This window comes from Sabulicella glaciei (assembly GCF_026183895.1).
GTDB lineage: Bacteria > Pseudomonadota > Alphaproteobacteria > Acetobacterales > Acetobacteraceae > Roseococcus > Roseococcus glaciei.
The window spans coordinates 104,493-129,083 of sequence record NZ_JAPFQI010000002.1 but is presented as its reverse complement, the minus strand read 5'-3'; the positions used below and the strand labels follow the sequence as shown (position 1 = coordinate 129,083).

General features: G+C 70.4%; 26 protein-coding genes and 1 pseudogene. 19 read left to right on the top strand and 8 right to left on the bottom strand.

Annotated features, from left to right (window positions below; genetic code table 11):
* The first annotated feature begins 27 nt into the window (after positions 1-27).
* Together OF850_RS05860 and OF850_RS05855 are read left to right on the top strand one after the other, a co-directional pair.
* Entirely contained in the window at positions 28-744 is a 717-nt protein-coding gene (locus OF850_RS05860; RefSeq protein ID WP_301588988.1) for a phosphatase PAP2 family protein, read from the top strand.
* Positions 741-1,631 carry a lipid kinase gene (locus tag OF850_RS05855; RefSeq protein ID WP_301588987.1) on the top strand — a complete coding sequence of 297 codons (891 nt, stop codon included), beginning with the start codon at positions 741-743 and terminating at the stop codon, positions 1,629-1,631. The genes OF850_RS05860 and OF850_RS05855 overlap by 4 nt, the downstream gene beginning before the upstream one ends.
* Here the strand turns inward: OF850_RS05855 and OF850_RS05850 are convergent.
* Together OF850_RS05850 and OF850_RS05845 are read right to left on the bottom strand one after the other, a co-directional pair.
* Positions 1,628-3,019, bottom strand: coding sequence for an amidase (locus tag OF850_RS05850; RefSeq protein WP_301588986.1), 1,392 nt, complete (start codon positions 3,017-3,019; stop codon positions 1,628-1,630). The two genes, OF850_RS05855 and OF850_RS05850, sit on opposite strands and share 4 nt — an antisense overlap.
* Positions 3,016-3,210 (bottom strand): hypothetical protein, encoded by a 195-nt coding sequence (locus OF850_RS05845; protein ID WP_301588985.1) that lies wholly within the window; start codon positions 3,208-3,210, stop codon positions 3,016-3,018. The genes OF850_RS05850 and OF850_RS05845 overlap by 4 nt, the downstream gene beginning before the upstream one ends.
* A gap of 63 nt (positions 3,211-3,273) precedes the next feature.
* Between OF850_RS05845 and OF850_RS05840 the strand changes: the two genes are divergently transcribed.
* From OF850_RS05840 to OF850_RS05820, 5 genes are all read left to right on the top strand, one after another.
* Positions 3,274-4,914 (top strand): thiamine pyrophosphate-requiring protein, encoded by a 1,641-nt coding sequence (locus OF850_RS05840; protein WP_302474161.1) that lies wholly within the window; start codon positions 3,274-3,276, stop codon positions 4,912-4,914.
* On the top strand, positions 4,914-5,963 hold the full coding sequence (locus tag OF850_RS05835; protein ID WP_301588983.1) for an ABC transporter ATP-binding protein: 1,050 nt from the start codon (positions 4,914-4,916) through the stop codon (positions 5,961-5,963). Before OF850_RS05840 ends, OF850_RS05835 begins: the two co-directional genes overlap by 1 nt.
* 31 nt (positions 5,964-5,994) lie before the next feature.
* Positions 5,995-7,320: an ABC transporter substrate-binding protein gene (locus tag OF850_RS05830; protein WP_301588982.1), complete on the top strand. Its 1,326-nt coding sequence runs from the start codon at positions 5,995-5,997 to the stop codon at positions 7,318-7,320.
* Positions 7,321-7,385: 65 nt separating this feature from the next.
* Entirely contained in the window at positions 7,386-8,342 is a 957-nt protein-coding gene (locus tag OF850_RS05825; RefSeq protein WP_301588981.1) for a carbohydrate ABC transporter permease, read from the top strand.
* Between the two features lie 24 nt (positions 8,343-8,366).
* A complete protein-coding gene (locus OF850_RS05820; RefSeq protein WP_301588980.1) occupies positions 8,367-9,242 on the top strand; it encodes a carbohydrate ABC transporter permease in 876 nt (291 codons plus the stop codon).
* A 7-nt stretch (positions 9,243-9,249) separates the two neighbouring features.
* Here OF850_RS05820 and OF850_RS05815 read toward each other — a convergent pair whose 3' ends face one another.
* Entirely contained in the window at positions 9,250-9,831 is a 582-nt protein-coding gene (locus OF850_RS05815; RefSeq protein ID WP_301588979.1) for a transglycosylase, read from the bottom strand.
* Between the two features lie 408 nt (positions 9,832-10,239).
* Here OF850_RS05815 and OF850_RS05810 point away from each other — a divergent pair, with 408 nt between their 5' ends.
* Genes OF850_RS05810 through OF850_RS05800 form a run of 3 tightly spaced genes read left to right on the top strand, consistent with a single transcriptional unit; the run spans position 10,240 to position 12,845 of the window.
* Complete coding sequence (locus OF850_RS05810) at positions 10,240-11,220, top strand: tripartite tricarboxylate transporter substrate binding protein (RefSeq protein WP_301588978.1); 981 nt, start codon at positions 10,240-10,242, stop codon at positions 11,218-11,220.
* A 59-nt stretch (positions 11,221-11,279) separates the two neighbouring features.
* Entirely contained in the window at positions 11,280-12,446 is a 1,167-nt protein-coding gene (locus OF850_RS05805; RefSeq protein ID WP_301588977.1) for a thiolase domain-containing protein, read from the top strand.
* A gap of 6 nt (positions 12,447-12,452) precedes the next feature.
* On the top strand, positions 12,453-12,845 hold the full coding sequence (locus tag OF850_RS05800) for a Zn-ribbon domain-containing OB-fold protein (RefSeq protein ID WP_301588976.1): 393 nt from the start codon (positions 12,453-12,455) through the stop codon (positions 12,843-12,845).
* A 126-nt stretch (positions 12,846-12,971) separates the two neighbouring features.
* Here the strand turns inward: OF850_RS05800 and OF850_RS05795 are convergent, their stop codons facing one another.
* The 3 genes from OF850_RS05795 to prpB are packed head-to-tail and all read right to left on the bottom strand — an operon-like array spanning position 12,972 to position 15,512.
* Positions 12,972-13,448: a DUF192 domain-containing protein gene (locus tag OF850_RS05795; protein WP_301588975.1), complete on the bottom strand. Its 477-nt coding sequence runs from the start codon at positions 13,446-13,448 to the stop codon at positions 12,972-12,974.
* Positions 13,445-14,569, bottom strand: a complete 1,125-nt coding sequence (locus OF850_RS05790; RefSeq protein WP_301588974.1) for an acetoin utilization protein AcuC — start codon at positions 14,567-14,569, stop codon at positions 13,445-13,447. The genes OF850_RS05795 and OF850_RS05790 overlap by 4 nt, the downstream gene beginning before the upstream one ends.
* Positions 14,570-14,588: 19 nt before the next feature.
* Complete coding sequence (prpB, locus tag OF850_RS05785; protein ID WP_301588973.1) at positions 14,589-15,512, bottom strand: methylisocitrate lyase; 924 nt, start codon at positions 15,510-15,512, stop codon at positions 14,589-14,591.
* Positions 15,513-15,667: 155 nt separating this feature from the next.
* Here prpB and OF850_RS05780 point away from each other — a divergent pair, with 155 nt between their 5' ends.
* Genes OF850_RS05780 through OF850_RS05750 form a run of 7 tightly spaced genes read left to right on the top strand, consistent with a single transcriptional unit; the run spans position 15,668 to position 21,190 of the window.
* Positions 15,668-16,273, top strand: a complete 606-nt coding sequence (locus OF850_RS05780; protein WP_301588971.1) for a CoxG family protein — start codon at positions 15,668-15,670, stop codon at positions 16,271-16,273.
* Entirely contained in the window at positions 16,270-17,154 is an 885-nt protein-coding gene (locus OF850_RS05775; RefSeq protein ID WP_301588970.1) for an AAA family ATPase, read from the top strand. Before OF850_RS05780 ends, OF850_RS05775 begins: the two co-directional genes overlap by 4 nt.
* Positions 17,151-18,356 carry a vWA domain-containing protein gene (locus OF850_RS05770; RefSeq protein ID WP_301588969.1) on the top strand — a complete coding sequence of 402 codons (1,206 nt, stop codon included), beginning with the start codon at positions 17,151-17,153 and terminating at the stop codon, positions 18,354-18,356. The genes OF850_RS05775 and OF850_RS05770 overlap by 4 nt, the downstream gene beginning before the upstream one ends.
* The gene (locus OF850_RS05765) at positions 18,353-18,667 is read left to right on the top strand and encodes an XdhC family protein (RefSeq protein WP_301588968.1); all 315 of its coding nucleotides are present in this window, start codon (positions 18,353-18,355) and stop codon (positions 18,665-18,667) included. Before OF850_RS05770 ends, OF850_RS05765 begins: the two co-directional genes overlap by 4 nt.
* A complete protein-coding gene (locus tag OF850_RS05760) occupies positions 18,664-19,338 on the top strand; it encodes an XdhC family protein (protein ID WP_301588967.1) in 675 nt (224 codons plus the stop codon). The genes OF850_RS05765 and OF850_RS05760 overlap by 4 nt, the downstream gene beginning before the upstream one ends.
* The gene (locus tag OF850_RS05755; protein WP_301588966.1) at positions 19,335-20,972 is read left to right on the top strand and encodes a molybdopterin-binding/glycosyltransferase family 2 protein; all 1,638 of its coding nucleotides are present in this window, start codon (positions 19,335-19,337) and stop codon (positions 20,970-20,972) included. Before OF850_RS05760 ends, OF850_RS05755 begins: the two co-directional genes overlap by 4 nt.
* Positions 20,973-21,019: 47 nt before the next feature.
* The gene (locus OF850_RS05750) at positions 21,020-21,190 is read left to right on the top strand and encodes a hypothetical protein (RefSeq protein ID WP_301588965.1); all 171 of its coding nucleotides are present in this window, start codon (positions 21,020-21,022) and stop codon (positions 21,188-21,190) included.
* On the opposite strand, the pseudogene OF850_RS05745 reads toward OF850_RS05750, so the two are convergent.
* Positions 21,162-22,238 (bottom strand): annotated as a pseudogene (locus OF850_RS05745) (PrpF domain-containing protein). The gene OF850_RS05750 and the pseudogene OF850_RS05745 overlap by 29 nt on opposite strands.
* Positions 22,239-22,341: 103 nt before the next feature.
* Here OF850_RS05745 and OF850_RS05740 point away from each other — a divergent pair.
* Together OF850_RS05740 and OF850_RS05735 are read left to right on the top strand one after the other, a co-directional pair.
* On the top strand, positions 22,342-22,899 hold the full coding sequence (locus tag OF850_RS05740) for a hypothetical protein (RefSeq protein ID WP_301588964.1): 558 nt from the start codon (positions 22,342-22,344) through the stop codon (positions 22,897-22,899).
* On the top strand, positions 22,896-23,591 hold the full coding sequence (locus tag OF850_RS05735) for an endonuclease/exonuclease/phosphatase family protein (protein WP_301588963.1): 696 nt from the start codon (positions 22,896-22,898) through the stop codon (positions 23,589-23,591). The genes OF850_RS05740 and OF850_RS05735 overlap by 4 nt, the downstream gene beginning before the upstream one ends.
* A gap of 3 nt (positions 23,592-23,594) precedes the next feature.
* On the opposite strand, the gene OF850_RS05730 is transcribed toward OF850_RS05735, so the two are convergent.
* Complete coding sequence (locus tag OF850_RS05730) at positions 23,595-24,584, bottom strand: Bug family tripartite tricarboxylate transporter substrate binding protein (RefSeq protein ID WP_301588962.1); 990 nt, start codon at positions 24,582-24,584, stop codon at positions 23,595-23,597.
* Positions 24,585-24,591: the final 7 nt, after the last annotated feature.

Sequence of the window (24,591 nt, the reverse complement as noted above, 5' to 3'; positions counted from 1 at the left end):
CTTGGCGACGAGGAGGCGGGTGACCGGATGGAAGACAGGATGGAGGCGGTGGGCTGGCTGCGCGGCCTGACCCGGCGCGTCACGGCCGCCGAGCGCGGGACGCTGCTGGCGCTGGTCATCGTGGGGGTCGGGCTGTTCGGCTTCGCGCGCGTGGCCCTGGAGGTGGCGGATGGCGACACCCATTCGCTGGACCACGCGTTGCTGCTCGCGCTGCGGAGCGAGGCGGACCCGACCGACCCCTGGGGCCCCGGCTGGTTCGAGGAGATGATGCGCGACTTCACCGCGCTGGGCGGCACGGGCGTCCTCCTGCTGGTGACGGCGACGGTGTTCGGCTTCCTGCTGCTCACCGGCAGGCGGCAAGCGGCGATGCTGGTCCTGCTGTCCATCGCCTCCGGCGTCGTGGTCAGTCACGGGCTGAAATGGGGCTTCGGCCGGCCGCGACCCGACCTCGTCCCGCATGGCCAGTCCGTCTACTCGCAAAGCTTTCCGAGCGGCCACGCCATGCTCTCCGCCATCGTCTACCTGACGCTGGGGGCACTGCTGTCGCGGGTGCAGGAAAGGCGCCGGGCCAAGGTTTATCCGCTGGTGGTCGCGGCGCTGCTGGTGCTGCTGATCGGCTTCAGCCGCGTTTATCTGGGCGTCCATTGGCCGAGCGACGTGCTGGCCGGTTGGGCGGTGGGCGCCGGCTGGGCCGCGCTGTGCTGGCTGATCCTCCTGACCCTGCAGCGGCGCGGCCAGACATGAAGGACGCGAATCCGGGGCCGCGCGCCCTGCTCCTGGTCAATGCGAAGAGCCGCAGCGGCGCGGATGCCGCCGAGGATGCGGAAACGGCGCTGCGCGAGGCCGGGCTCCAGGTCACGCGCGGCGAGTGCGGCGACGGCGAAAAGCTGCGTGAGGCGATCCGCGCCGCGGCGAGCACGGTGGACATGGTCGTGCTGGGCGGCGGGGACGGCACCATGAACGCCGCCGCGCCGGCCCTGCGCGAGGCGGGCCTGCCGCTCGGCATCCTGCCCCTGGGCACCGCGAACGACCTCGCGCGCACCCTCGCCATCCCGCTCGACATCCCGGGCGCGGTGGGGGTGATCGCGGCCGGCCAGGCGCGCCCGGTGGATCTCGGCGAGGTGAACGGGCAGCTGTTCTTCAACGTCGCCAGCATCGGCCTCAGCGTGGCGGTGGCGCGGGAGTTGAGCGGCGCGGTGAAGCAGCGCTGGGGGCGGCTGGGCTATGCCATCGCCACCGCCCGTGCCGTGTGGCGCGCCCGGCCCTTCGCGGTGGAACTGCGCTGCGGCGGAGAACGGCGCATCCTGCGCTCCCTGCAGGTCGCGGTGGGGAATGGCCGCCACTACGGCGGCGGCATGACGGTGAAGCAGGATGCGGCGATCGATGACGGGCGACTCGACCTCTACAGCATCGAGGCGCGGCGCCTGTGGAAGCTGGCGCTGGTTTATCCGCTGTTCCGCACCGGGCGGCACCGTCTCCTCGCCGATGTGCGCACCGCCTCCTTCACCGAGGCGGAGATCCGCACCCGCCGCCCCATGCCCGTGAACACGGATGGCGAGGTGACGACGGAAACCCCCGCGCGGTTCCGCGTGCTGCGCGGGGCGCTGCGCGTCTTCGCGCCCGAGGCTTAGCCCGGCTTCATCTCCCCCACGGTGGGGCGCTTGGCGCGGTGGCCGTTCTCGCGCTCCACCGCATGGCCGGCGGCCAGCACCAGCCCGTCCTGCCAGGGCTTGCCGATGATCTGCGCCGCCACGGGCAGGTTCTTCTCGCCGAAGCCGGTGCAGACCGTCAGCGCCGGCCAGCCGAGCATGTTGAAGGGCACGGTGAAGTTGGGCTTCTCCAGGCTCGCCCATTTCGGCACGTCGTCGATGCGCGGCGCCTCGCCCGGCGCGGCGGCGGTGAGCAGCAGGTCGAACCCGGAAGCCGCTTCCGCCGTCCGGCGGATGAGGGTGCGGCGGCGCCGCTGCGCCTGGAGGTAGTCGGCGGAGGACACCAGGCCACCCAGGGCGAGGCGGCCGCGCAGATTCTCGCCGAACAGCATCGGCGTCTCGCGCATCCGCTGCTCGTGCACCGCGAACGCCTCGGCCGAAAGGATGATCCAGCCGGCGGCGTAGAACTCGTGCAGGGAGGGCAGCGTCACCTCCTCCACCGTGGCGCCGAGGCCCCGGAAGATCGCCGCCGTTTCCTCGATGCCGCGCAGCGTGGCCGGGGTGACCGGATTGTCCTGCTCGTGGAAGTGGCGGATCACGCCGATGCGCCGCCCGCGCCATTCGCGCGACAAGGAAAGGTCGGGCGCCGGGCGGTCGGCGCTCGCCGGATCTTCCGGGTCATGCCCCGCCATGACGGCGAGGAGCAGGGCGCAATCCTCACTGGTCCAGGCCATGGGGCCCGCATGATCCAGCGTCTGCGCCAGCGGCAGGATCCCGGCGCGCGAGCACAGCCCGTAGGTGGGCTTGATGCCGGCGATGCCGCATAGCGCCGCCGGGCCGCGGATGGAGCCGCCCGTGTCGCTGCCCGTCCCGCCCAGCACCATGCCGGAGGCCACTGCCGCCCCCGTGCCGGAGGAGGAGCCAGAGGTGAAATGCCCGGCGCCCCAGGGATTTTCGGCCGGCGGCCAGGGCAGGTCGCGGCTCGGCCCGCCAAAGGCGAATTCGTGGGTGGCGAGCTTGCCCATCAGCACAATGCCCGCCTCGGCCAGCTTGCGGACGGTGAAGCCGTCGCGCGCCGGCACGTGGTCGCGCAGCTGGGCGGAATGCGCAGTGGTGGGGATTCCTCCCGTCTCGTAGATGTCCTTGTGGCCGAAAGGGATGCCGTCCAGCGGGCCGCGCAGCGCACCGCGCATCTGCCGCTCCTCGGCAGCCTTCGCATCCTGCATTGCGCGCTCCTCCGTCACGCGGATGAAGGCGTGCAGCGAGGAATCCAGCCTGGCGATGCGGGCCAGCGAATCCCGCGCCAGCTCGACGGGCGAGACCTCCTTCGCCGCGATGCGGCGCGCGGCCTCGGCGATGGTGGGGATCATGCCTCGTCTCCCGCCGCGAAGGTGAAGGCGGGCTCCTCCTCCGCCGCCGGCGGCGGATCGCGCAGGGTGGCGAGCATGGCGAGGAGGCGCGGATGGGCGAGGCGGAGATCCTCCGCCTCCCGTTCCGGAAGGGCGATGCCGGCGCGGACGAGCAGCGCGGCGAATTCGGCGGGAGGGAGGGGCTCGGGCATGGACAAAGCATGCCACACTTGCGGAGCGCGCAAAGCGGGGTCTAGCCTCCCCACAACGAGACGATGGGAGGACGGCCGGGAATGAAGGTCGGCGACGCGATCGCGCGCATCATGCAGCGCGAGGGCATCGAGGTGCTCACCGGATATCCGGTGAACCACTTGATCGAACACGCAGCGGCCATCGATATCCGGCCGGTCATGGTGAGGCAGGAGCGCATCGGCCTGCACATGGCCGACGCGATCAGCCGCGTCACCTCGGGCCGCAAGCTCGGCGCCTTTTGCATGCAGCACGGGCCTGGGGCGGAGAACGCCTATGGCGGCGTCGCCCAATGCTTCGGCGAGAGTGTGCCGGTGCTGGTGCTGCCCATGGGCTATCCGCGCCGCATCGCCCACGTGCCGCCCAACTTCAACTCCACGGTGCAGATGCGCGGCATCAGCAAGAGCACCGAGGCGGTGATGAGCGCGGCGGAGGTGCCCAACATCATGCGCCGCGCCTTTGCCCGGCTGCGCAACGGTCGCGGTGGGCCGGTGGTGGTCGAGATCCCGACCGACATGTTCAACGAGGACATGCCGGAGAACTGGGAATACGAGCCGGTCGTCGCCGCGCGCTCCGGCCCCGACCCGCTGGACGTGAAGCGCGCGGCGGAGATGCTTCGCAACGCGAAGCGGCCCGTGATCTACGCCGGCACCGGCATCCACTGGGCCCGCGCCTGGGACCAGCTGCGCCGCCTGGCCGAGGTGCTGGGCGCGCCGGTGACGACCAGCCTGGGCGGCAAGTCGAGCTTCCCGGAGGACCATCCGCTTTCGCTCGGCTCGGGCGGCCTCGCCATGCCTGCGCCGGTGCGGCACTTCCTGGACAAGGCCGACGTCATCCTGGGGATCGGCTGCTCCTTCACCGAGACCAATTTCGGCATCAAGATGCCGAAGGGCCCCAAATACATTCACGCGACGCTCGATCCGGACCATCTGGACAAGGATATCCGCTGCGACATCGGCCTGCTGGGCGATGCCGGTCTGGTGATCGAGGCGCTGCTGGCGGAAATGCAGGGCCACAAGGGCCTGGATCACCCCACGGTGGCGCGGGAGATCGAGGAAAGCCGCGCCCCCTGGCTGGCGCAATGGGCCGCGAAGCGCGACAGCAACGACGCGCCGCTCAACCCCTACCGCGTGCTGCGCGACCTCCATCGCACGGTGGATCCCGACCAGACGATCATCACCCATGACGCCGGCTCGCCGCGCGACCAGCTCTCGCCCTTCTGGGTGTCGCGCACGCCGCTTTCCTACCTGGGCTGGGGCAAGACGACGCAGCTGGGCTACGGGCTCGGCCTCGCCATGGGCGCGAAGCTGGCGGCGCCCGACAAGCTCTGCATCAACGTCTGGGGCGACGCCGCTATCGGCTTCACGGGGATGGATTTCGAGACGGCGGTGCGCGAGCGCATCCCGATCCTGTCCATCCTGCTCAACAACTTTTCCATGGCGATCGAGCTGAAGATCATGGCGCTCAGCACGGAGAAGTACCGCACCACCGACATCTCCGGCGACTACGCGGCGATGGCGCGCGCCTTCGGCGGCCATGGCGAGCGGGTGGAGCGGCCGGAGGACATCGTGCCCGCCATCCAGCGCGGCATCCAGGCGACACGGGACGGCAAGCCCGCCCTACTGGAATTCATCACCTCCAAGGAAACCCAGGTGTCGAGGCTCTGATGGCGACTGTTGAAATTCGCGACGTCCGCAAGGCCTTCGGCAGCACCGCCGTCCTCCATGGCGTGTCCGTGGACATCGAGGACGGGGAGTTCGTCGTCCTCGTCGGTCCCTCGGGCTGCGGCAAGTCCACCCTGCTGCGGATGTTGGCGGGGCTGGAGAACATCACGGGCGGCGAGATCGCGATCGGCGGGCGGGTGGTGAACACCGTGCCGCCCAAGGACCGCGACATCGCCATGGTGTTCCAGAACTACGCGCTCTACCCGCACATGACCGTGTTCCAGAACATGGCCTTCTCCATGAAGCTGGCCAAGGCACCCAAGGAAGTGATGGAGCGCGAGGTGGGACGCGCCGCGCGCATCCTGGGGCTGGAGGCGCTGTTGGAGCGCTATCCGCGCCAGCTTTCCGGCGGCCAGCGCCAGCGCGTCGCCATGGGCCGCGCCATCGTGCGCGACCCGCAGGTCTTCCTGTTCGACGAGCCGCTCTCCAACCTCGATGCCAAGCTGCGCGTGCAGATGCGCTCCGAGATCAAGGAACTGCACCAGAGGCTGCGCGTCACCACCGTCTACGTCACCCACGACCAGATCGAGGCCATGACCATGGCCGACAAGATCGTGGTGATGGAGCTGGGCCACATCCGGCAGGCGGGGCCGCCGCTGGAGCTGTATGACCGGCCGCAGAACCTGTTCGTCGCGGGCTTCATCGGCAGCCCCGCCATGAACCTGCTGGACGGGCGGGTCGAAGGCGGTGCCTTCGTCACCTCCGACGGCACCTCCTGGCCCCTGCCAGCGGGCCAGCCCGCGCGCGAGGGGCCGGCCATCTACGGAATCCGGCCGGAGCATTTCCGCCTCGCCGGGGACGGGATGCAGGCGCGCATCCAGCTTGTCGAGCCCATGGGCAGCGAGACGCTGGTGATGATGCGAATCGGCGACACCCCCGTGCAGGGCGTGTTCCGGGAACGCATCGCGGCGCGCTCGGGCGACATCCTTCCGGTGCTGCCGCAGGCGGCGCAGGTGCATCTCTTCGACAAGGAGAGCGGGCAGAGGCTCTAGCCCGCCGGAACAAACAAGGAGGACCGTCAGGATGAGCTTCAACATCACGCGACGCGGCTTGGCGTCGCTGGGGGCCGGCCTCGCTGCCGCCCCCGCCTTCGCGCAATCCAACATCCCGACCGGCAACGCCACCGCTCCGCGCCTGCCGATCGAGAGCGGGGCGAGCCTGCGCATGCTGCGACCGGTGCGCTTCGTGCAGCCGGACGAGGAGGTGTTCCGCGCCAACGTCGCCCGCTTCGCGCAGCAGCACAACATCCAGGTCCGCGTGGACTTCGTCGGCTGGGAGGACATCAACCAGCAGACCGCCGTCACCGCCAACAGCGGCGCCGGGCCCGACCTCATCATCGGCTTCTCCGACGCGCCGCATGTCTACCAGGACAAGCTGATCGAGCTGACCGACGTGGCGGAGTACCTGGGCCAAAAATATGGCGGCTGGAAGCGGCTGGCGCAGCGCTACGGCAAGCGGCACGGCACCAACAACTGGATCGGCCTGCCCTTCGGCGCCTCTGGCGGGCCGATGGTCTGGCGGCAATCCGCGGTGCGGGAGGCCGGGTTCCAGAGCATCCCGGACGATCACGCCAACTACCTGCGCCTGTGCCAGGAGCTGAAGCGGCTGAACAAGCCCGCCGGCTTCGCACTGGGCAACGCCGTGGGCGATGGAAACTCCTTTGCCAACTGGCTGGTCTGGTCCTTTGGCGGCAAGCTGGTGAACGAGGACGGCTCGGTCGGCATCAACTCGCGCGAGACGATCAACGCGCTGAACTACCTGCGCGAGCTGTATCCTACCTTCATCCCCGGTACGATCGCCTGGAACGACATCTCCAACAACCGCGCCTATGCGTCGAACGAGCTGTTCATGACGACCAACGGCGTGTCGCTCTACTTCGCCCTGAAGAACGACCCGGCGACGCGCGCCATCGCCGACGACACGCAGCATTCGATGCTGCCCAAGGGTCTCGCCTCCTCCCCGCCCATGGGGGGGCTGACGCTGAACGCCATGGTGTTCCGCCACAGCCGCTTCCCCAACGCCTCCAAGGCGCTGCTGGCCTTCCTGATGGAGGTGGAGCAGTACGATCCGTGGCTGCAGGCCAACCTCGGCTACTGGGCGCAGCCGCTCAACGCCTACAACGACAGCGCCGTGTGGAAGAGCGACCCCAAGGTCGAGATCTTCCGCGACACCATGGATACCGAGTTCTACAACGGCTACAGCGGCCCCATCACGGAGGGCACGGCAGCCGCGAACGCGGACTACGTCATGGTGCAGATGTGTGCCTCCGTCGCGTCGGGCCAGGCGACGCCGGAACAGGCGGTGCGCGAGGCCGAGCGCCGCGCGCAGCGCTTCTTCCGCCGGCGCTGAGCTTCGCCGTCCCGCTGCGCGGCACCCTGCCGCGCAGCCCCCGCATCCTGTGAGGCCGCACCGCCATGGACGCCGTCGCCACTCCACATTGGTCCCGCACCCGCCCTCAGCCCTCCGCGCTGGCGCGGTTCTTCGACAACAAGGCGGTGCTGGTCGTCGCCTGCCTGCTGCCCGCGGTCGGGTTGCTTTCCGTCTTCCTCACCTACCCGCTCGGCCTCGGCATCTGGCTGGCCTTCACCGACCAGACGATCGGCCGCGCTGGCCAATACGTGGGGCTCGAGAATTTCGAGTTCCTGTTCACCGACCCGATCTTCTGGAGCGCGGTGTTCTACAGCGTCTTCTACACGGCGGTTGCGACGGTCGGAAAGTTCAGCCTGGGCCTCTGGCTCGCCCTGCTGCTGAACCAGCACTTGCCGTTCAAGTCGATGCTGCGCGCCATCATCCTGCTGCCGTGGATCGTGCCCACCGTTCTGTCGGCCATCGCCTTCTGGTGGATGTACGACCCGCAATTCTCCATCATCTCCTACGTGTTCAAGGACGTGCTGGGCTGGCGGGAAACGAACATCAACTTCCTCGGCTCCGAATGGCCGGCGCGCTGGTCGCTCATCGCGGCCAATATCTGGCGCGGCATCCCCTTCGTGGCGATCAGCCTGCTGGCAGGGCTGCAGACCATCTCGCCCTCGCTCTATGAGGCGGCGCTGCTGGACGGCGCCTCGCCCTGGCAGCGCTTCCGCTACATCACCTTCCCGATGCTGCTCCCCATTCTGGCCATCGTGATGACCTTCTCCATCATCTTCACCTTCACCGACTTCCAGCTGGTCTACGCCATCACGCGCGGCGGTCCGGTGAACTCGACCCACCTCCTCGCCACCCTCGCCTTCCAGCGCGGCATCCCGGGCGGGCAGCTGGGCGAGGGCGCGGCGATCGCGGTGGCGATGATCCCCTTTCTCGTCTTCGCGACACTCTTTTCCTACTTCGCCCTCGCGCGGCGGAAGTGGCAGCAGGGCGAAGGCAATGACTGAGCGGCGCGCGAGGAGGAACGACCGATGAGCAACAGCTCGACTGCCGCCCCGGAGGCGATGCAGTGGGACAGCAAGGCGCGGCGCATGGTCGTGCTCTGGCTGCCGCTGGCCTGCTTCGTCATCATTCTGCTCTTTCCGTTCTACTGGATGTCGATCACCGCCTTCAAACCGGATGCGGAGCTTTACGACTTCGCCACCCACAACCCGTTCTGGATCACTTCGCCGACGCTGGCGCATATCCGCAAGCTGCTCTTCGAGACGGATTATCCGTCCTGGCTGATGACGACGATGATGGTGGCGATCGGCTCAACCTTCCTGTCGCTGCTGGCCAGCACCCTGGCGGCCTATGCCATCCAGCGCCTGCGCTTCCGCGGCAGCCAGTATGTCGGGCTCGGTATCTACCTCGCCTACCTCGTGCCGCCCTCCATCCTGTTCATCCCGCTGGCGACGATTGTGGTGCAGCTGGGGCTGTTCGACAGTCCGCTCGCGCTGATCCTGGTTTATCCGACCTTCCTGGTGCCGTTCTGCACCTGGCTGCTGATCGGCTACTTCAAGTCCATCCCCTACGAGCTGGAGGAATGCGCGCTGATCGACGGCGCGTCGCGGCTGCAGATCCTGTGGCAGATCACCCTGCCCCTCGCCGTGCCGGGACTGATCAGCGCGGGGATCTTCTCCTTCACGCTGAGCTGGAACGAGTTCATCTACGCCCTGGCCTTCATCCAGAGCAGCGACAACAAGACCGTCCCCGTCGCCATCCTGACGGAGCTGGTGACGGGCGACGTGTACCAGTGGGGAGCGCTGATGGCGGGCAGCCTGCTCGGCTCGCTGCCCGTCGCCATCTTCTACTCGTTCTTCGTGGACTACTACGTGTCCAGCCTGACGGGGGCGGTGAAGGAGTAACCCTCCTTCACCCTTCCTCCGCGGCGCGGCTCAGATGGATCCGGCCATTGCGACGCGTTTCCCGCGCGTCGCCGCAATTCCAGCCCTCGAACATCTCGGTCCCGGGCGCCGTCACTTCCAGCTTTGCACGCACGCGGCACACGAGGCGCTGGGTGGAGGCTGGCGAACCGCCATGCCAGCGCCTCAGCGCCTCCGGCCAGGAACCCGTCTCACGCGCCCAGCGCGCCATCATCCCGCCTGCCCAGTCGGCGGCGCGGAAAGGATCGAGCGGCCAGTCGCTGTTGCGCGCATGGACGCGCGCATTCACCTGCACGCAGCCCGCCATGACGGAGCTCTGGACCGGCGCGGAATCGATGATCTGGCGCGCTTCCTCGCGCGACGAAGGGAAGTGCGAGCGGCCGCCGATGCTGAGCGCATAGGCGTGCAGCCCGCTTTCGGAAAGGGCGATGGCGGTGAGAAGGCCGCGCGGAACGTCGTGAACTTCCTCGGCACGCCGCGTGGCGGCGAGACAGGCGGCGCGGGGTGATGAGAATTGATGGCGAAGGTTGGAACCGGTGACGGGGATCAGCTCCTCCGGCGCGTCGCGCATGCGTGGCGTCGCCGCCGAGGCATGATGTCTTTCGCTGCGACGCATCTCCGCGCGGCGATGCGCGCGTGCGGGCGCGACGCCCGTTCGCGCGCTCGCGACAGAGTTGCGGACCTCCTGCCCTCCCCTGTCTGGGGATGCAGCGGCCGTGGCAGGCGCCGTCACAGCAAGCACACCGGCCACGAGGGCACAGGTGGCGTATCTGTTCTGGCGGCCCTGCGATGGGGGCCGGCGCGTCGGAAGGGTCATCGACGCACGGACCACTGGGGGATGTCGGTGGCTGCCCACCAACAAGCCAGTTTCGGTCTTCATGAAACAGTCCGTAGCATGACGTGAAAGACGAGGGCAACCCTATGGATTTCCACAGTGGGATTCACGTCACATCATCGAGCGAACAGGGAGGATCCAAAAATGATCCGCATCACGCGACGCAGCCTCGCTGCGCTGTTGCCTTTGCCCGCCTTCGCGCAAGGCAATTCCTTCATGCTCGATCGTCCGGTGACAGTGGTGGCGCCCTTCTCCGCGGGCGGCGCTGCTGATCTTGCCGCGCGTCTCTTCGCGCAGCACGCGCCTCGACACATGGGCGCAGGCGCACCGCCCGTGGTGGTGGAAAATCGCACCGGGGCCTCCGGCGCTGTGGGCACGCAGCACGTCGCGCGCGCGCGTCCCGACGGGACGACGCTACTGCTCGCGCGCGTCGGTTCCTCCGCGATCCTGCCGGCGACGGATTCGCGCACGCCCTATGCGCCGGAGGATTTCACCTGGCTCGGCCTGCTCGACGAGAATCCCTTCGTGGTCTGCGTGCGGGCGGATGCGCCCTGGAACGATCTGCGCGCGCTGCTCGCGGCGATGCGCGAGGCGCCAGGCCGGCTGAACTTCGCCACCTCCGGCCCCGCCACCATCCTCGATCTTGGCGTGCGGCAGATGATGGCGCTGGCGGAACTGCCGTTGGACGCGGCGCAGGCCCTGCCCTTCCGTGGTGGCGGCGACGCGCTGGTGGCGCTGCTCGGTGGGCAGGCGCAGTTCGTCGGCAACAACCTCGGCGACATGATGGGCGCGATCCGCGACGGTCGCGTGCGCCCCCTCGTGGTCAGCACCGCCGCGCGCCTGCCCGACCTGCCAGACGCGCCGACGGCACGCGAAGCGGGGATGCCCGGCCTCGCCGACCTCGCGGGGTGGAACGCCGTGGCGGCGCCGGCCAACCTGCCGGAGGCCGCGTCGCGCTACTGGTCTGGCGTGATCGCCGCGCTGGCGCAGGACGAGGCCTGGCTGACGGCCACGCGGCGCCTGGGCAGCGTGCCGCGCATCCTCGGCCCCGAGGAAACGCGCGCGCATGTCGTTGCGCAGATCGCGATGTTCCGTGGGCTGGCACAAAGGCTGGGCCTGGGTTGACGAACGCCCGGCGTGGGTGAAACCTCCCGCCGCGAGACTGGAGGAAGCCGAGACAGCCGATGAAAAACCCCGCCTATATCGTGGGTGCCTTCGAGCACCCCACCCGAAAGGCCGAGGACAAGTCCACCGCGCAGCTCCATGCCGAGGTCGCCTTCGGCGCGCTGCAGGATGCGGGGCTCTCCTCCTCCGACATCGACGGCTATTTCTGCGCCGGCGATGCGCCCGGCATGGGCGGGCTGTCCATGATCGACTACATGGGCCTCACCAAGCTGCGCCACTACGACACGACCGAGTCCGGCGGCTCCTCCTACGTGATCCATGTCGGCCATGCGGTCGAGGCGATCATGCAGGGCAAGTGCAACGTCGCGCTCATCACCCTCGCCGGCCGCCCGCGCGCCGAGGGGATGCAGACCGGCACGGCCGTGCGCTCCGCCGGCGTCGGCGTGCCAGATGAAAGCTTCGAGCTGCCTTATGGCCGCACCATCGCCACCATGCATGCCATGGTCGCGACGCGCCACATGCACGAATTCGGCACCACCTCCGAGCAGCTGGCCTGGGTGAAGGTCGCCGCCTCGCACCACGCGCAGCACAACAAGCACGCGATGCTGCCCAAGGTCGTGACGGTGGAGGACGTGGTGAACTCGCCCATGGTGGCGGATCCGCTGCATCGCCTCGATTGCTGTGTCATCTCCGATGGCGGCGGCGCGCTGATCGTTGCGCGGCCAGAGATCGCGAAGTCGCTGAACCGGCCCAAGGTGGGCGTAAAGGGCTGGGGCGAGGCCTACAAGCACCAGAACGCGGGCGGCATCGACCTCACCTACTCCGCCGCCGCCATGTCGGGGCCGATGGCCTTCGAGAAGGCGGGCGTGAAGCCGTCCGACATCAAGTACGCATCGATCTACGACAGCTTCACCATCTCCGTGGTGGTGCAGATCGAGGATCTGGGCTTCTGCGCCAAGGGCGAGGGCGGCAAGTTCGTGGCCGACGGCAACCTGATCAGCGGCACCGGCAAGCTGCCCTTCAACACGGATGGCGGCGGGCTGTGCAACAACCACCCCTCCAACCGCGGCGGCATGACCAAGGTGATCGAGGCGGTGCGCCAGGCGCGCGGCGAGGCGCATCCGGCGGTGCAGGTGCCCGACTCGTCGCTGGTGCTGGCGAACGGCAAGGGCGGCAACCTGGGCACGCGGCATGGCTGCGGCACCGTGATCCTGGAGAGGGAGTAAGCATCCATGGCGACCATGGCCTTTGACCGCCAGCCGGCGGCGCCGCAGGAAAGCCCGGACAACAAGGTGTATTTCGACGGCTGCCGCGCGGGCAAGCTGATCCTCGGCAAGTGCAACGACACAGGCAAGCTGTTCCACTACCCGCGCCACGTCTCCCCCTTCACGCTGAGCAACAATGTGGAGTTCGTGGAGGCGAAGGGCACCGGCACCATCTACAGTTGGAGCGTCGCGCGCGGGAAGGAGCCGTTCTGCGTGGCCTATGTCCAGCTGGACGAGGGGCCGATCATGCTCACCAACATCATCGAGTGCGACCTCGACTCGCTGAAGTGCGGACAGAAGGTGAAGGTGAAGTTCAAGGACACCGAGGGCGCCCCGGTGCCGATGTTCGTCCTCGCTTAGCGAGGACCAACTTTGTTTTGCGGCGCCCATCCGGGCGCCGCTCGCGCCTCGGACGTGTCGCCTTTGTGGACAGGTTTCGAGCCGCGCGGGCCTCGCTTTGCGGGGCCATTTTTGTTCGCGCCGGGCTTAGCGCGAAGTGCCGAAGACGCGGTGCTCCACGCGGTCGCCCACACGCAGGTTCAGCCGCTCCGCAGTGCCGCCCTGAAGTTCCAGCGTCGCGCGCACCGGGCCGCCGCTGCTGATGGTGGCGAGGCTTTGCGGCACCGCGCGCTCGTGAATGCGATGGACGCGGCCATCGGCGGCGATGAACACCATGTCGAGCGGGATCAGCGTGTTGCGCATCCACATCGTGCTCTCGCGCGGGGCGCCCCAGTCGAACAGCATCCCCTCCTCCGGCTGCATCTCCGTGCGGAACATCATGCCGATGGTCTGGTGCTCGGGCCGCACCGCCATCTCCACGCGGAACTCGTGGCGCGTTCCGTCACGGGAAACGATCGCCAACCGTTCCTCCGGCAGCTTGGGCTGCGGCCGGTCCACGCCCGGCTGGGCCGCGAGGGAGAACGGGGCAAGAAGCCCGGCGAGCAGGAGCAGGCGTCGCATCATGCGGCGCACTCTGCCACGGATTCCAGCATGGCGGGCAGTCCCGCCAGCAAGGAGGCGACTTCGGGCCGCACCTCGCCCTCGCGCGGCACGTCGGCCAGGGTGGTGAACCAATGCTCCGGCGGGTTGCGGCCGACGGCGCGGTGAAAGGACAGGCCGCGCAGCACCGCCTCGGCGGGCGGCGGCAGGCGTTCGGGTGGGGTGCGGCCGTTCAGCACGCCCCAGCCCCGCGCCCAGCACCGCGCCACGGTCCAGGGGTTGTAGCCGCCGCCGCCCAGCAGGACGAAGCGCGGCGCGCGCCCCATCACCGCCGCGATCACCTCGGCATGGGCGTTGTTGGACAGGGACAGCCGCGCCAGCGGGTCCTCTTCCACCCCGTCAGCGCCGCACTGGAGCATGATGGCCTCGGGCCGCAGCGCCTCGATCACCGGGAGGATGGCGCCGTGCAGGAGGGCGCGCATCTCCGTGTCGTGGAAGCCCTGGGGCACGGGCAGGTTCAGCGCGCCGCATGGGCCGTGGGTCAGCCCGGTGAAGGGCCAGCGCCCCTTCTCGTGGACCGAGAGGGTGACGACGCGCGGATCGTTCCGGAAGGCGATCTCCACCCCGTCGCCGTGATGCGCGTCGATGTCGAGGTACAGGATGCGCGTCAGCCCCAGATCCAGCCAGGCGAGCAGGCCGAGCACGGCGTCGTTCAGGTAGCAGAAGCCGCTGGCCCGCGCCCGCATGCCGTGATGCGTGCCGCCGCCGGGCACATGCACCACCCCGCCCCGCGCGGTCAGCCGCGCCGCCAGCATGGTGCCGCCTGCGCCGGTGGCTGGGCGGCGGAACACCTCTCGATAAACGGGGTTGCCGTCGGCGCCGATGCGGAAGCGTTCGCGATCCTCCGGGGAAACGGATTGCGCCGCCTCCGCCCGCTGGAGCGCCGCGACGTAGTCCGGGTCGTGGAAGCGCGCCAGCTGTTCCGGCGTGGCGCGGGGGCTGTCGAGGTAGCGGCGCTCGTCCAGCCAGCCCAGGGCGCGGATCAGGTCCAGCGTGGTGGAGACGCGCGGGATGGCGAGCGGATGCTTCGGCCCATAGGTGGAGCCGCGATAAATCTCGGAGCCGATGAGAAGGGGGGGCGACATGCGTCCCCCCATATGGGGGTCAGGCCTTTTGCGGCATCCCCTGCGGGATCACCGTGCGGACCAGCGAGGCATCCAGCGCCTCGTACTCGTGGTAGCCGATGGTGGCGTAGAGCTCGGCGCGGGTCTGCATCCGCTCCACCGCGCCCTGGGTGCCGCCCTCGGCGGCGATCTGGGCGTAGAGCGCCTCCCACGCCTTCGCCGCGACCCGCAGGTGGGAAACGGGCCAGATCACCATGGAATAGCCCATGGCGCCGAACTCCTCGGCGGTGAAGAAGGGGGTGCGGCCGAACTCGGTCATGTTGGCCAGCAGCTTCACGCCGGGCATGCGGGCGGCGAATTCGCGGAACATCTCGGCCGTGGTCAGCGCCTCCGGGAAGATGGCGTCGGCGCCCGCCTCCAGGTAGCGCTTGGCGCGGTCCACCGCGGCGTCCATCCCCTCGCTGGCCACGGCATCGGTGCGGGCGATGACGTAGAGGTGGCGGCGCGCCTTGCGGGCGGCGGCGACCTTGGCCGCCATCTCGTCCGCGCTGGCCAGCTTCTTGTCGTTCAGGTGGCCGCACTTCTTGGGCAGGAGCTGGTCCTCCAGGTGGACCGCGCCCGCCCCCGCGTCCTCAAAGGAGCGGACCATGTGCATGACGTTCAGCGCTTCGCCATAGCCGGTGTCGCCGTCCACCAGCATCGGCAGGCCCGTGGCGCGGGAAACCTGGCGGATGAAGAAGCACACGTCCTCGATCGTGATCATGCCGAGGTCCGGCAGGCCCATCGTCGCGCTCATCGCCGCGCCGGAAAGGTAGAGGGACTCGAAGCCCTGCTTCTTCGCCAGCAGCGCGGCGAGGCCGAGATGCGCACCGGGGATACGCAAGATTTCCGGCCGCTCCAGCAGGGCGCGGAAGCGCTCTCCGGCAGGCTGGTCGGGCAGGTCGGCGCCGATGACGTAGGGCATGGGAATGGGCCTTTCCTCGGCCGGCGGGGCGGACACGAAACCGCCGGGCTTTGCTTCGGCTTTCCCAGACATCGACCAAGGGGTCAACCACGCCCGGGCTTTGCCTCCCGCCGGGCGGGGGGGTATGACACGCGGAAAGGATTGGAGCGACCACGATGGAAATGTCCGGCGAGCGGCGGATCCCCGCCCCCCGTGCCCAGGTCTGGGAAGCGCTGAACGACCCCGAGCGGCTTCGCATGGCCATCCCCGGCTGCGAGCACATCGAGAAGACGGCCGATGACGAGTTCCAGGCCCGCGTCGCGCTGAAGATCGGCCCCATGGCCGCGAAGTTCGGCGGCAAGGTGAAGCTGGAGAACCTGAACCCGCCCGAGAGCTACACCATCACCGGCGAGGGCAATGGCGGCGCGATGGGCTTCGCCAAGGGCGGCGCCGACGTGCATCTGGAGGAGGTCGGCCCCTCCGAGACGCTGCTGCGCTACAACGTGAAGGCGCAGGTGGGCGGCAAGATGGCCCAGCTGGGAGGGCGGCTGATCGACTCGACCGCCAACCAGATGGCCGGGCTGTTCTTCGACCGGCTGGCGGCGCAGATGACCCCGGTGGCAATGCCGGGCGCCGGGCTTTCCACCCCCGCCCCGATCTCCCACAAGCACATCCCGGTGAAGCCGATGTTCCCGGCGGAGCTGTTCGGCCTGCCGCTGCCGGCGGTGATCGGCATCCCGGCGATGATCGTGGTGCTCTACCTGATCTTCCTGTCGTCGTGACGCCGGACTCCGTCGCCGCCACCGCCGCCCTCCTGGCTGAGGGCGGCTACGTGGCCGACACGGCGCTGGCCACCACCGTCCACCTCGCGCTGCGGATGGGGCGGCCGCTTTTCCTGGAGGGCGAGCCGGGCACGGGCAAGACGGAGATCGCCAAGGTGCTGGCGGCGAAGCTGCCGCGCCGTCTGGTGCGGCTGCAATGCTATGACGGGCTGGACCTGTCGGCCGCGGCCTATGAGTGGAACCACGCGCGGCAGCTCATGGCCATCCGCGTCGCCGAGGCGACGGGCGCGGTGGCGGACGTGGAGTCCACCATCTACGACCGGAAGTACCTGGAGGCGCGGCCGCTGCTCCAGGCGCTGGAGGGCGAGCCGGCCGTCCTGCTGATCGACGAGTTGGACCGGGCGGACGAGCCCTTCGAGGCCTTCCTGCTGGAGGTGCTGGCCGACTTCCAGCTTTCCGTCCCCGAGCTGGGCACGCTGCGCGCTGATGTGCCGCCCGTCGTCATCATCACCTCCAACCGCACGCGCGAGGTGCACGACGCCATCCGGCGTCGCTGCCTGTATCACTGGGTGGACTACCCCGATGCGGCGCGGGAGCGGGAGATCCTGCGGCTGCGGGCGCCGCGCGTGCCGGAGCGGCTTTCGGCGCAGATCGTCGCCTTCGTGCAGCGGCTGCGGCAGGGCGACTACTTCAAGCTGCCCGGCGTGGCGGAAAGCATCGACTGGGCCAATGCGCTCGCGGCGCTGGACGCGCGGGAGCTGGAGGGCGGCGCGGTGGACGCCACGCTCGGCGTGCTGCTGAAGTACCAGGACGACATCGCCAAGCTGAAGGGCGAGGAGGCGGCGCGCCTCGTGACCGAGGTGCGGCAGGCCACCCCGTGATCCCGCCGCGCGACGCGCTGGACGTGCCGGAGCCGGCCGCCGCGCTCGGCGCCAACATCCTAGGCTTCGTGCGGCTGCTGCGCCGCGCCGGGCTGCCGGTCGGCCCGGGCGAGGCGCTGCGGGCGGCGGAGGCGGTGAGCCTCGCGGGGGTGGAGCAGCGCGCCGTGGTGAAGGCGGCGCTGCGCGCGACGCTGGTGCGCCGCCACGACCAGAGCCTGCTCTTCGATGCCGCCTTCGACCTGTTCTGGCGCGACCCGGAGCGCGCCAGGGCCGGCGCCGCCCTGGCGCTGACCGAGGCGCAACGGCCGGAGGAGAAACCGCGCGCCGGCGGGCGGCGCCTGGCGGAAGCCATGGCCGGGCCGCGTCCCCCTCCCCCGCCGCCGGGCGAGGAGAAGCCGCTGCAGGACGCGGCCATGACCGTCTCGGAGCGCGAGGCGCTCGGGCGCCTGGATTTCGAGGCGATGAGCGCCGAGCAGATCGCCGCCGCCAAGCGGGAGATCCGCCGTCTCGCCCTGCGGTTGGACACTCGGCCCACGCGGCGCTTCCGCCGCGACCCGCTGGGCCCGCGCGTGGATCTGCGCGGAACGCTGCGCGAGGCGGCGCGCACGGGCGGCGAGATCGCGGGCATCGCCCGGCGTCGCCGCGTTCGGCGCCCGCCGCCGCTGGTCGCGATCTGCGACATCTCGGGCTCCATGGCGCGCTACGCCCAGGTGCTGCTGCACTTCCTCCACGCAGTCGTGAATGAGCGCGACCGGGTGCAGTGCTTCGTGTTCGGCACGCGCCTGTCCAACATCACCCGGCAGCTGCGCCACAAAGATCCCGAGATCGCCTTCGAGATGGTGGGCCACATGGTGCCCGACTGGTCGGGCGGCACGCGGATCGGCGAGGCGCTGGAGGAGTTCAATCGCCGCTGGGGCCGCCGCGTGCTGGGCCAGGGGGCGGTGGTGCTGCTGATCACCGACGGGCTGGACCGCGAGGGGGGCGCCGGACTGGCCGAGGCGACGGAGCGGCTGCGCCGTTCCTGCCGCCGGCTGGTCTGGCTGAACCCGCTGTTGCGCTACGCCGGGTTCGAGCCAAGATCGCAGGGGATCCGGGCGATGCTGCCGCACGTCCACGAGTTCCGCCCGGTGCACAATCTCGAGAGCCTGCGCGACCTGGTGGCCGCGCTCGCCCCCGGCGGAAGGGAAGAAAGGCGACGATGAGCGAGGACATCCTGGGCACCGCGGAACACTGGCTGCGCGCGGGCGAGCGCGTGGCGCTGGCGACGGTGGTGGAGACGTGGGGCTCCAGCCCTCGCCCCGCCGGCTCCATGCTCGCTGTGACGGAGGGCGGCCGCATGGAGGGCAGCGTCTCGGGCGGCTGCATCGAGGGCGCGGTGGCCGAGGTGGCGCGCGAGGTGATGCGCGAGGGCACGCCGCGCCTGCTCGACTTCGGCATCAGCGACGAGCAGGCCTGGGAAGTCGGGCTGGCCTGCGGCGGCAAGCTCAAGGTCTTCGTGGAGCGCCTCGGGTGACGCCGGACACCCTGGCGCGGCTCCAGGCCGCTCGCGCCGCCGGCACGCCGGTCGCGCTGCTGACGCGGCTGTCGGACGGGGCGCAGCGCCTGTTTCCCGAGGATGCGGTGCCCGAGGCCCTGGCCGAGGCGGCGCGGGCGGCGCTGGAGGCGGACCGGGCCGGCCCCACCGCATCCGGCGACGAATCCTGGTTCGTGCAGCCGCACAACCCGCCCTTGCGCCTCGTCGTGGTGGGCGCGGTGCACGTGGCGCAGCACCTGGCACCGCTGGGCGCCGCCATGGGCTTCGCGGTGACGGTGGTGGACCCGCGCCGCGCCTTCGCCACCGGGGAGCGCTTTCCCGGCGTGTCGCTGGTGCACGAATGGCCGGACGAAGCGCTAGACGCGCTGCGCCCCGATGCGCGTACGGCCGTCGTCACCCTCACCCACGACCCCAAGCTGGACGACCCGGCGCTGGAAACGGCGCTGCGCTCCCCCTGCTTCTACATCGGTGCCCTGGGCTCCAAGCGCACCCACGCCAAGCGCGTGGAGCGGCTGCGCGAGGCGGGGCTGGGCGACGACGCCATCGCCCGCATCGCCGCGCCGGTCGGGCTCGACATCGGCGCGGTGACGGCGCCCGAGATCGCCCTGTCGGTGATCGCGCAGGTGGTGGCGCGGAGGCGTGGGCGATGATCTTCGGCCCCACCCCCCTGGAGGAGGCGGAGGGGGCGGTGCTGGCGCACACGCTGCGCCTGCCGGGGCGGGTGCTGAAGAAGGGCACGGTGCTGGATGAGGGCGCCATCGCCGCGCTGCGCGAGGCGGGCCACGCAGAGGTGACGGCGGCGCGCCTCGCCCCCGGCGACGTGGGGGAGGACGAGGCGGCCTCGCGCCTCGCGGACGCGCTGCTTTCGCCGCTGATCGCGCGGTCGCGCGCGGCGACGGGGCGGGCGAATCTGCTGGCCGAGGCGGCAGGGTTGCTGGTGCTGGATGCGGAGCTGATCGACGCGGTGAACGCACTGGACGAGAGCCTGACCGTCGCCACCCTGCCCAACCACAGCGTCGTCGCGCCCAAGGAGATGCTGGCGACGATCAAGGTCATCCCTTTCGCCGTGCCGGGCGCGGTGCTGGGCGTAGCGGAGGCGATGATCCACCGCCGCGGCCCCGGCGCCATCGCGCTGCATCCCTTCCGTCCCTTCAAGGTCGGGCTGGTGATGACCGAGCTTCCGGGCGTCAAGGAAAGCGCCATGGAAGGCGCGGTGGAGGTGACGCAGGGGCGGGTGGAGGCGCTGCTCGGCACCCTGCTGCCGGTGGAGCGTGTGCCCCACGACACGGATGCCACCGCCGCCGCGCTGAAGCGCCTTATGGGTGCGGGCGCGGAGATGCTGCTGATCGCCGGCGCCTCCGCCGTGGTGGACCGGCGCGACGTCGGCCCGGCCGCCATCGTCGCGGCGGGCGGGCAGATTGAGCATTTCGGCATGCCGGTGGACCCGGGCAACCTGCTTTGCGTCGGCAGCGTGGGCGAGGCGCCGGCCATGGTGCTGCCGGGCTGCGCCCGCTCGCCCAAGCTCAACGGCTTCGACTGGGTGCTGCAGCGCTTCTTCGCCGGGCTGCCAGTCTCGGCGCGGGACGTGATGGGGATGGGGGTGGGCGGATTGCTGAAGGAGATCGAGGCGCGGCCCCTACCCCGCGCCAAGGCCCCCGCGCAGCCGAGCCAGGCGCCGCGCAGGGCCCGCAACGTGGCCGGGGTGGTGCTGGCCGCCGGGCGGTCGCGCCGCATGGCCCCGCGCAACAAGCTCCTGGAGCCAGACGGGTCCGGCACGCCCATGGTGGTGCGCGTGGTGGACCAGGTCGTTGCCAGCGGGCTGCGCCCGGTGATTGTGGTGACGGGTCATGAGCGGGCGCGGGTGGAGGAGGCGCTGACGGGGCGCCCCGTCGTCTTCGTCCATGCCGAGGATTACGCGGAGGGTTTATCCGCCTCGCTCCGCGCCGGCATCGCCGCCGTGCCGCCCGAGGCGGAGGGGGCGTTGGTGGCGCTGGGCGACATGCCGCTGGTTTCCGCCGCCAATATTGCGCGTCTGCTGGGGGCCTTCGATCCGGAGGAAGGCCGCGCCATCGTGCAGCCCACCTTTCGCGGCAAGCAGGGCAATCCCGTGCTCTGGGCGCGTGAGTTCTTCGCCCCGATGCGGGACATTCAGGGCGATGTCGGCGCCAGGCAACTGGTCGGGCGGCATGCCGACCGCCTCGTGGAGGTGGAGATGCCCGATGACGGAATCCTGCGCGACTTCGACACGCTGGACTCGCTTTCCGGTCTGCGCCGCGACACCTGAAGGGAGGCAGGGCGTTGACAGGGCCACAGGCAGGAAAGGATCGGCCCATGGCCAAGCCGCCGGAAAAGGACGAAGTGCAGGAAGCTTCGGAAGAAAGCTTCCCCGCCAGCGATCCGCCCTCCTGGACGCCGGTGCGGCGCACCGGGGTCACGCCCGAGAAGAAGGAGGGCGAGGACCCCGAGGAAAGCTTTACGGAAGAGCCACAGCGCCCTGCATGAGGCGGCGCGCGGTGCGGAACACCACGCCGCTCCGCGCTTCCCCTTCCGACACCTCGGCGCCGACGCTCAGCACCCCGGACGGGTTGGCGACCCGGATCTCCTCTTCCCGCGCCGGGCGCGACGCGGCGGCGTGGGGGACAGAGCCGGGTAGGCGGCAAGCCACGCCCAGGCACAGCCCGCCCGTCAGCGGCACGGCGCGGTGCACGCGCTCCATGGACAGCATCCGCACCGTGATCTCGTGACTCGCCGCGTCCTATGCGGTGCCGTCCAGCGCGCGGAACGGGCGCGGCGGGGCGACCAGTGCGATCTTCGGATTGGCGAGGCCCACCGCTTCCGGCGTGGCAGCCAGCCCCATCCGCACACCCGCGAGGCGGCGCAGCCGGTCGAGCCGTGCCATCAGCGCCGCGTCGGCCTCGATCGCCTCCGGCGCTTCCGCGCCGGACAGGCCGAAATCGCGCGCATCGGCGAAGGCGACGGCGTTGGCGGCGTCCACCAGCGTCATCCGCACCCCGTCGATCTCCTCTGCCACCGCGCCGCTGGGCAGGAGGCGCCCGGTGGTGGCGCCGCCGGGATGAAGGAAATCGAGCCGGATGCGCGCCCCGGTGCCGGACACGCCGGCGATGGCGAAGTCGCCGGTCACCACGGCGCGGCCATCCTGGACCGGGAAGCGCGCATGGATGATGCGCCGTGTGTTCACCTGGTGGATGCGGATCAGCACCTCGCCGTCCGCGACGCGAACCAGGCCTTCATCCACCGCGAAGGGCCCGACGGCGGAGGAAAGGTTGCCGCAATTCGCGCCCCAATCCACCACCGGCCGGTCCACCGAAACCTGCGCGAAGGTGTAGTCCAGATCGGCCTCCGGATGGGTGGACGGGCCGATGATCGCGGCCTTGGAAAGGGAGGAGACGCCGCCGCCCATGCCGTCGAGCTGCCGCCCGTTCGGGTCCGGGCTGCCGAGGACGCGCAGAAAGATCGCCGCCTGCGCCTCCCGTGATTCCGGCAGGTCGTGCGCATGAAAGAACACGCCCTTGGAGGAACCGCCGCGCATGAAGACGGCGGGAATGAATCGCTGGCCCATGGCAGCATCGCAGCACGGAAGCCGCGCGGCGTCACCGGCGTTGCCGCAAGGTGAGCCGCAGAAGGACGCCGCCTTGGCCCCACTGACCCGGGCGGACCTGTCCCGCCACTCGCCCCTCGCCTGGGTGGCGATGCTCGCGCTGCTCGCCATGGCGGCGTGGTTCTGGAGCCTCGGCAAGGGCAGCGCGACCTATGGCACGCTGCTGGCCGGGCTCGGATGCCTCGGGCTGATCCTGCCGCCGCGCGAGCGCATGGCGGTGCTGCCCCAACGCGTCCGTCGCCTGCCGCGCCTCTACGACGTCGCGCCGGTGTTGGGCACGGTGCTGACCAGCCCCGGTTACGGGTTGGGCTGGTTCTATGGCGCCAATCCCTTCGACGAGTTCGTGCACCTCGCCAACGGGGCGCTGGCGGGGGCGGTCTTCGCCGGGCTGGTGCTGGCCGACGGCGCGCCCCGCTCGCGCGCGCGCATGACGATGCTGTGCTGCGTCTTCGGCTTCGCCCTCGGCGTGGCGTGGGAAGTGTTCGAGTGGCTGGTGGACATCATCGGCGACTGGACCGACACCTGGACTGACGTGGTGCTGACGGCGGGAGGCGCGGCGCTCGCCGGCGCGCTGCACAGGCGCAAGCCATGATGCGCGTCGGCACCTGGAACATCCATCGCGGCCGCGCCGCCTTCGGACGCTTCCGCCCGGAACTGGCGACGGAGGTGATCGCGGAGCTGGGCTGCGACCTGCTCGCCCTGCAGGAGGCGCAGCATTACCTGGCGCGCGGCAAGCCGATGCTGGAGGAGGAGGCGATCCGTGCGCGCACGGGCCTCGTTCCGCTGCGGGTGACGGTGGGGCAGCAGGGGTTCCGCTCCAATATCCTCATGGCGCGCGAGGGCGCGCGGGTGCTGCGCGGCCCGGTTGGGGTGCGGCTGGGCGGCATGGAGCCGCGCGGCGCGATCATGACCGATCTCGACCTCGGGCATGGGCCGGTTCGCGTGCTGGTGGCGCATCTGTCGCTGGGGGCCGGCCGGCGGGCGATGCAGGCGCGCGTGCTGCTGGACGCGATGCGGGAATGGCCGCATCTGCCTGCGCTGATCCTGGGCGACCTGAACGAAAGGCGGCTGGACCAGGGCGCGCTTTCGGTGCTGGTGCCGGAATGCGGCGTGCCACCCCAGGTCGCGACCTTTCCCGCCTTCCGGCCCCTGCTGGCGCTGGACCGGGTGCTGTCGCATCCGGCGGGTCTCGTCGCGCGGCTCTGGGCGCATGACACGCCGGCCGCGCGCCGGGCCAGCGACCACCTGCCGCTGCTCGCGGAGGTGGCGCTGGGCGCGAGGTGAGCCTCAATCCGCCCGGATGTTGTGCTCGCGGATAATGCCGCCCCAGCGCTGGCGGTCAGTGGCGATCTGGCGCAGGAAATCCTCCTGCGACCCGCCCATGCGCTGCAGCCCGTTCTCGGCGAAGCGGCGCTGCACCTCCGGCGAGGCCAGGGCCTTGTTCAGCTCCTCGTTCCAGCGGGCGACGATGGGCTGCGGCGTGCGCCCGGGCAGCACCACTCCGAACCAGGAGGGGATGGTGAAGCCCTGTAGCCCGTCCTGCGAGATCACCGGCAGCTCCGGCATCAGCGGCGAGGCGGCGGAAGCGCCATAGGCGAGCGGCCGCAGCCCGCCATCGCGGATCTGGCCGAGGAATTCCGGCATGTTGCCAAACATCACGTCCACGCGCCCGGCGGCGATGTCCACGATGGCCGGCGCGCCGCCGCGATACGGCACCTGGGTGATCGGCGCGCCCGTCAGCGCCCCGAACAGGATGCAGGAAAGCTGCTGCGAGGAGCCGGCACCCACCGTGGCGCAGGTGGTGGTGCGGGAGCGGTCCTTGGCACGCTCCACCAGATCGCGCCAGGAATTGATGCCCGAGCGTGGCCCGGTCACCAGCAGGTTGTAGACGGAAGCGACGGCGGCCACCGGCGTGATGTCCGTCTCGACGTTGTAAGGAACCTGCTGCATCTGCGGCGTGATGGTGAGGATGCCCATGGAGGCGAGCAGGATGGTCTGCCCGTCCGGCGCCGCGCGCACCAGCTCCTGCGTCGCGATCACGCCACCGCCGCCGGTCCGCACATCCACCACCACGCGCTCGTTCAGCTGGGTGGAAAGCTGTTCGGCCAGGATGCGGGTGATGAGGTCCGAGGTGCCGCCGGCGGCAAAGGCGCCGATGAAGCGCACCGGGCCGCGCGGGAAAGCGTCCTGCGCCGCCGCGGTGCCCGCGCCCAGCGCCAGCCCGGCCGCGAGGGCCAGCCCCGCGAGGCGCCGGCCGAGATTCAGTCGTTCAGTCATCGTGTCC

Bases quoted from the DNA above. Each gene is read 5' to 3' on its own strand.
- OF850_RS05800 (WP_301588976.1), top strand. From the start codon at position 12,453: ATGGCGACCATGGCCTTTGACCGCCAGCCGGCGGCGCCGCAGGAAAGC.
- OF850_RS05790 (WP_301588974.1), bottom strand. From the start codon at position 14,569: ATGTCGCCCCCCCTTCTCATCGGCTCCGAGATTTATCGCGGCTCCACC.
- OF850_RS05780 (WP_301588971.1), top strand. From the start codon at position 15,668: ATGGAAATGTCCGGCGAGCGGCGGATCCCCGCCCCCCGTGCCCAGGTC.
- prpB (WP_301588973.1), bottom strand. From the start codon at position 15,512: ATGCCCTACGTCATCGGCGCCGACCTGCCCGACCAGCCTGCCGGAGAG.
- OF850_RS05825 (WP_301588981.1), top strand. From the start codon at position 7,386: ATGGACGCCGTCGCCACTCCACATTGGTCCCGCACCCGCCCTCAGCCC.
- OF850_RS05845 (WP_301588985.1), bottom strand. From the start codon at position 3,210: ATGCCCGAGCCCCTCCCTCCCGCCGAATTCGCCGCGCTGCTCGTCCGC.
- OF850_RS05815 (WP_301588979.1), bottom strand. From the start codon at position 9,831: ATGCGCGACGCGCCGGAGGAGCTGATCCCCGTCACCGGTTCCAACCTT.
- OF850_RS05840 (WP_302474161.1), top strand. From the start codon at position 3,274: ATGGGAGGACGGCCGGGAATGAAGGTCGGCGACGCGATCGCGCGCATC.
- OF850_RS05830 (WP_301588982.1), top strand. From the start codon at position 5,995: ATGAGCTTCAACATCACGCGACGCGGCTTGGCGTCGCTGGGGGCCGGC.
- OF850_RS05860 (WP_301588988.1), top strand. From the start codon at position 28: ATGGAAGACAGGATGGAGGCGGTGGGCTGGCTGCGCGGCCTGACCCGG.
- OF850_RS05805 (WP_301588977.1), top strand. From the start codon at position 11,280: ATGAAAAACCCCGCCTATATCGTGGGTGCCTTCGAGCACCCCACCCGA.
- OF850_RS05835 (WP_301588983.1), top strand. From the start codon at position 4,914: ATGGCGACTGTTGAAATTCGCGACGTCCGCAAGGCCTTCGGCAGCACC.
- OF850_RS05735 (WP_301588963.1), top strand. From the start codon at position 22,896: ATGATGCGCGTCGGCACCTGGAACATCCATCGCGGCCGCGCCGCCTTC.
- OF850_RS05850 (WP_301588986.1), bottom strand. From the start codon at position 3,019: ATGATCCCCACCATCGCCGAGGCCGCGCGCCGCATCGCGGCGAAGGAG.
- OF850_RS05810 (WP_301588978.1), top strand. From the start codon at position 10,240: ATGATCCGCATCACGCGACGCAGCCTCGCTGCGCTGTTGCCTTTGCCC.
- OF850_RS05755 (WP_301588966.1), top strand. From the start codon at position 19,335: ATGATCTTCGGCCCCACCCCCCTGGAGGAGGCGGAGGGGGCGGTGCTG.
- OF850_RS05820 (WP_301588980.1), top strand. From the start codon at position 8,367: ATGAGCAACAGCTCGACTGCCGCCCCGGAGGCGATGCAGTGGGACAGC.
- OF850_RS05855 (WP_301588987.1), top strand. From the start codon at position 741: ATGAAGGACGCGAATCCGGGGCCGCGCGCCCTGCTCCTGGTCAATGCG.
- OF850_RS05765 (WP_301588968.1), top strand. From the start codon at position 18,353: ATGAGCGAGGACATCCTGGGCACCGCGGAACACTGGCTGCGCGCGGGC.
- OF850_RS05795 (WP_301588975.1), bottom strand. From the start codon at position 13,448: ATGATGCGACGCCTGCTCCTGCTCGCCGGGCTTCTTGCCCCGTTCTCC.
- OF850_RS05750 (WP_301588965.1), top strand. From the start codon at position 21,020: ATGGCCAAGCCGCCGGAAAAGGACGAAGTGCAGGAAGCTTCGGAAGAA.
- OF850_RS05730 (WP_301588962.1), bottom strand. From the start codon at position 24,584: ATGACTGAACGACTGAATCTCGGCCGGCGCCTCGCGGGGCTGGCCCTC.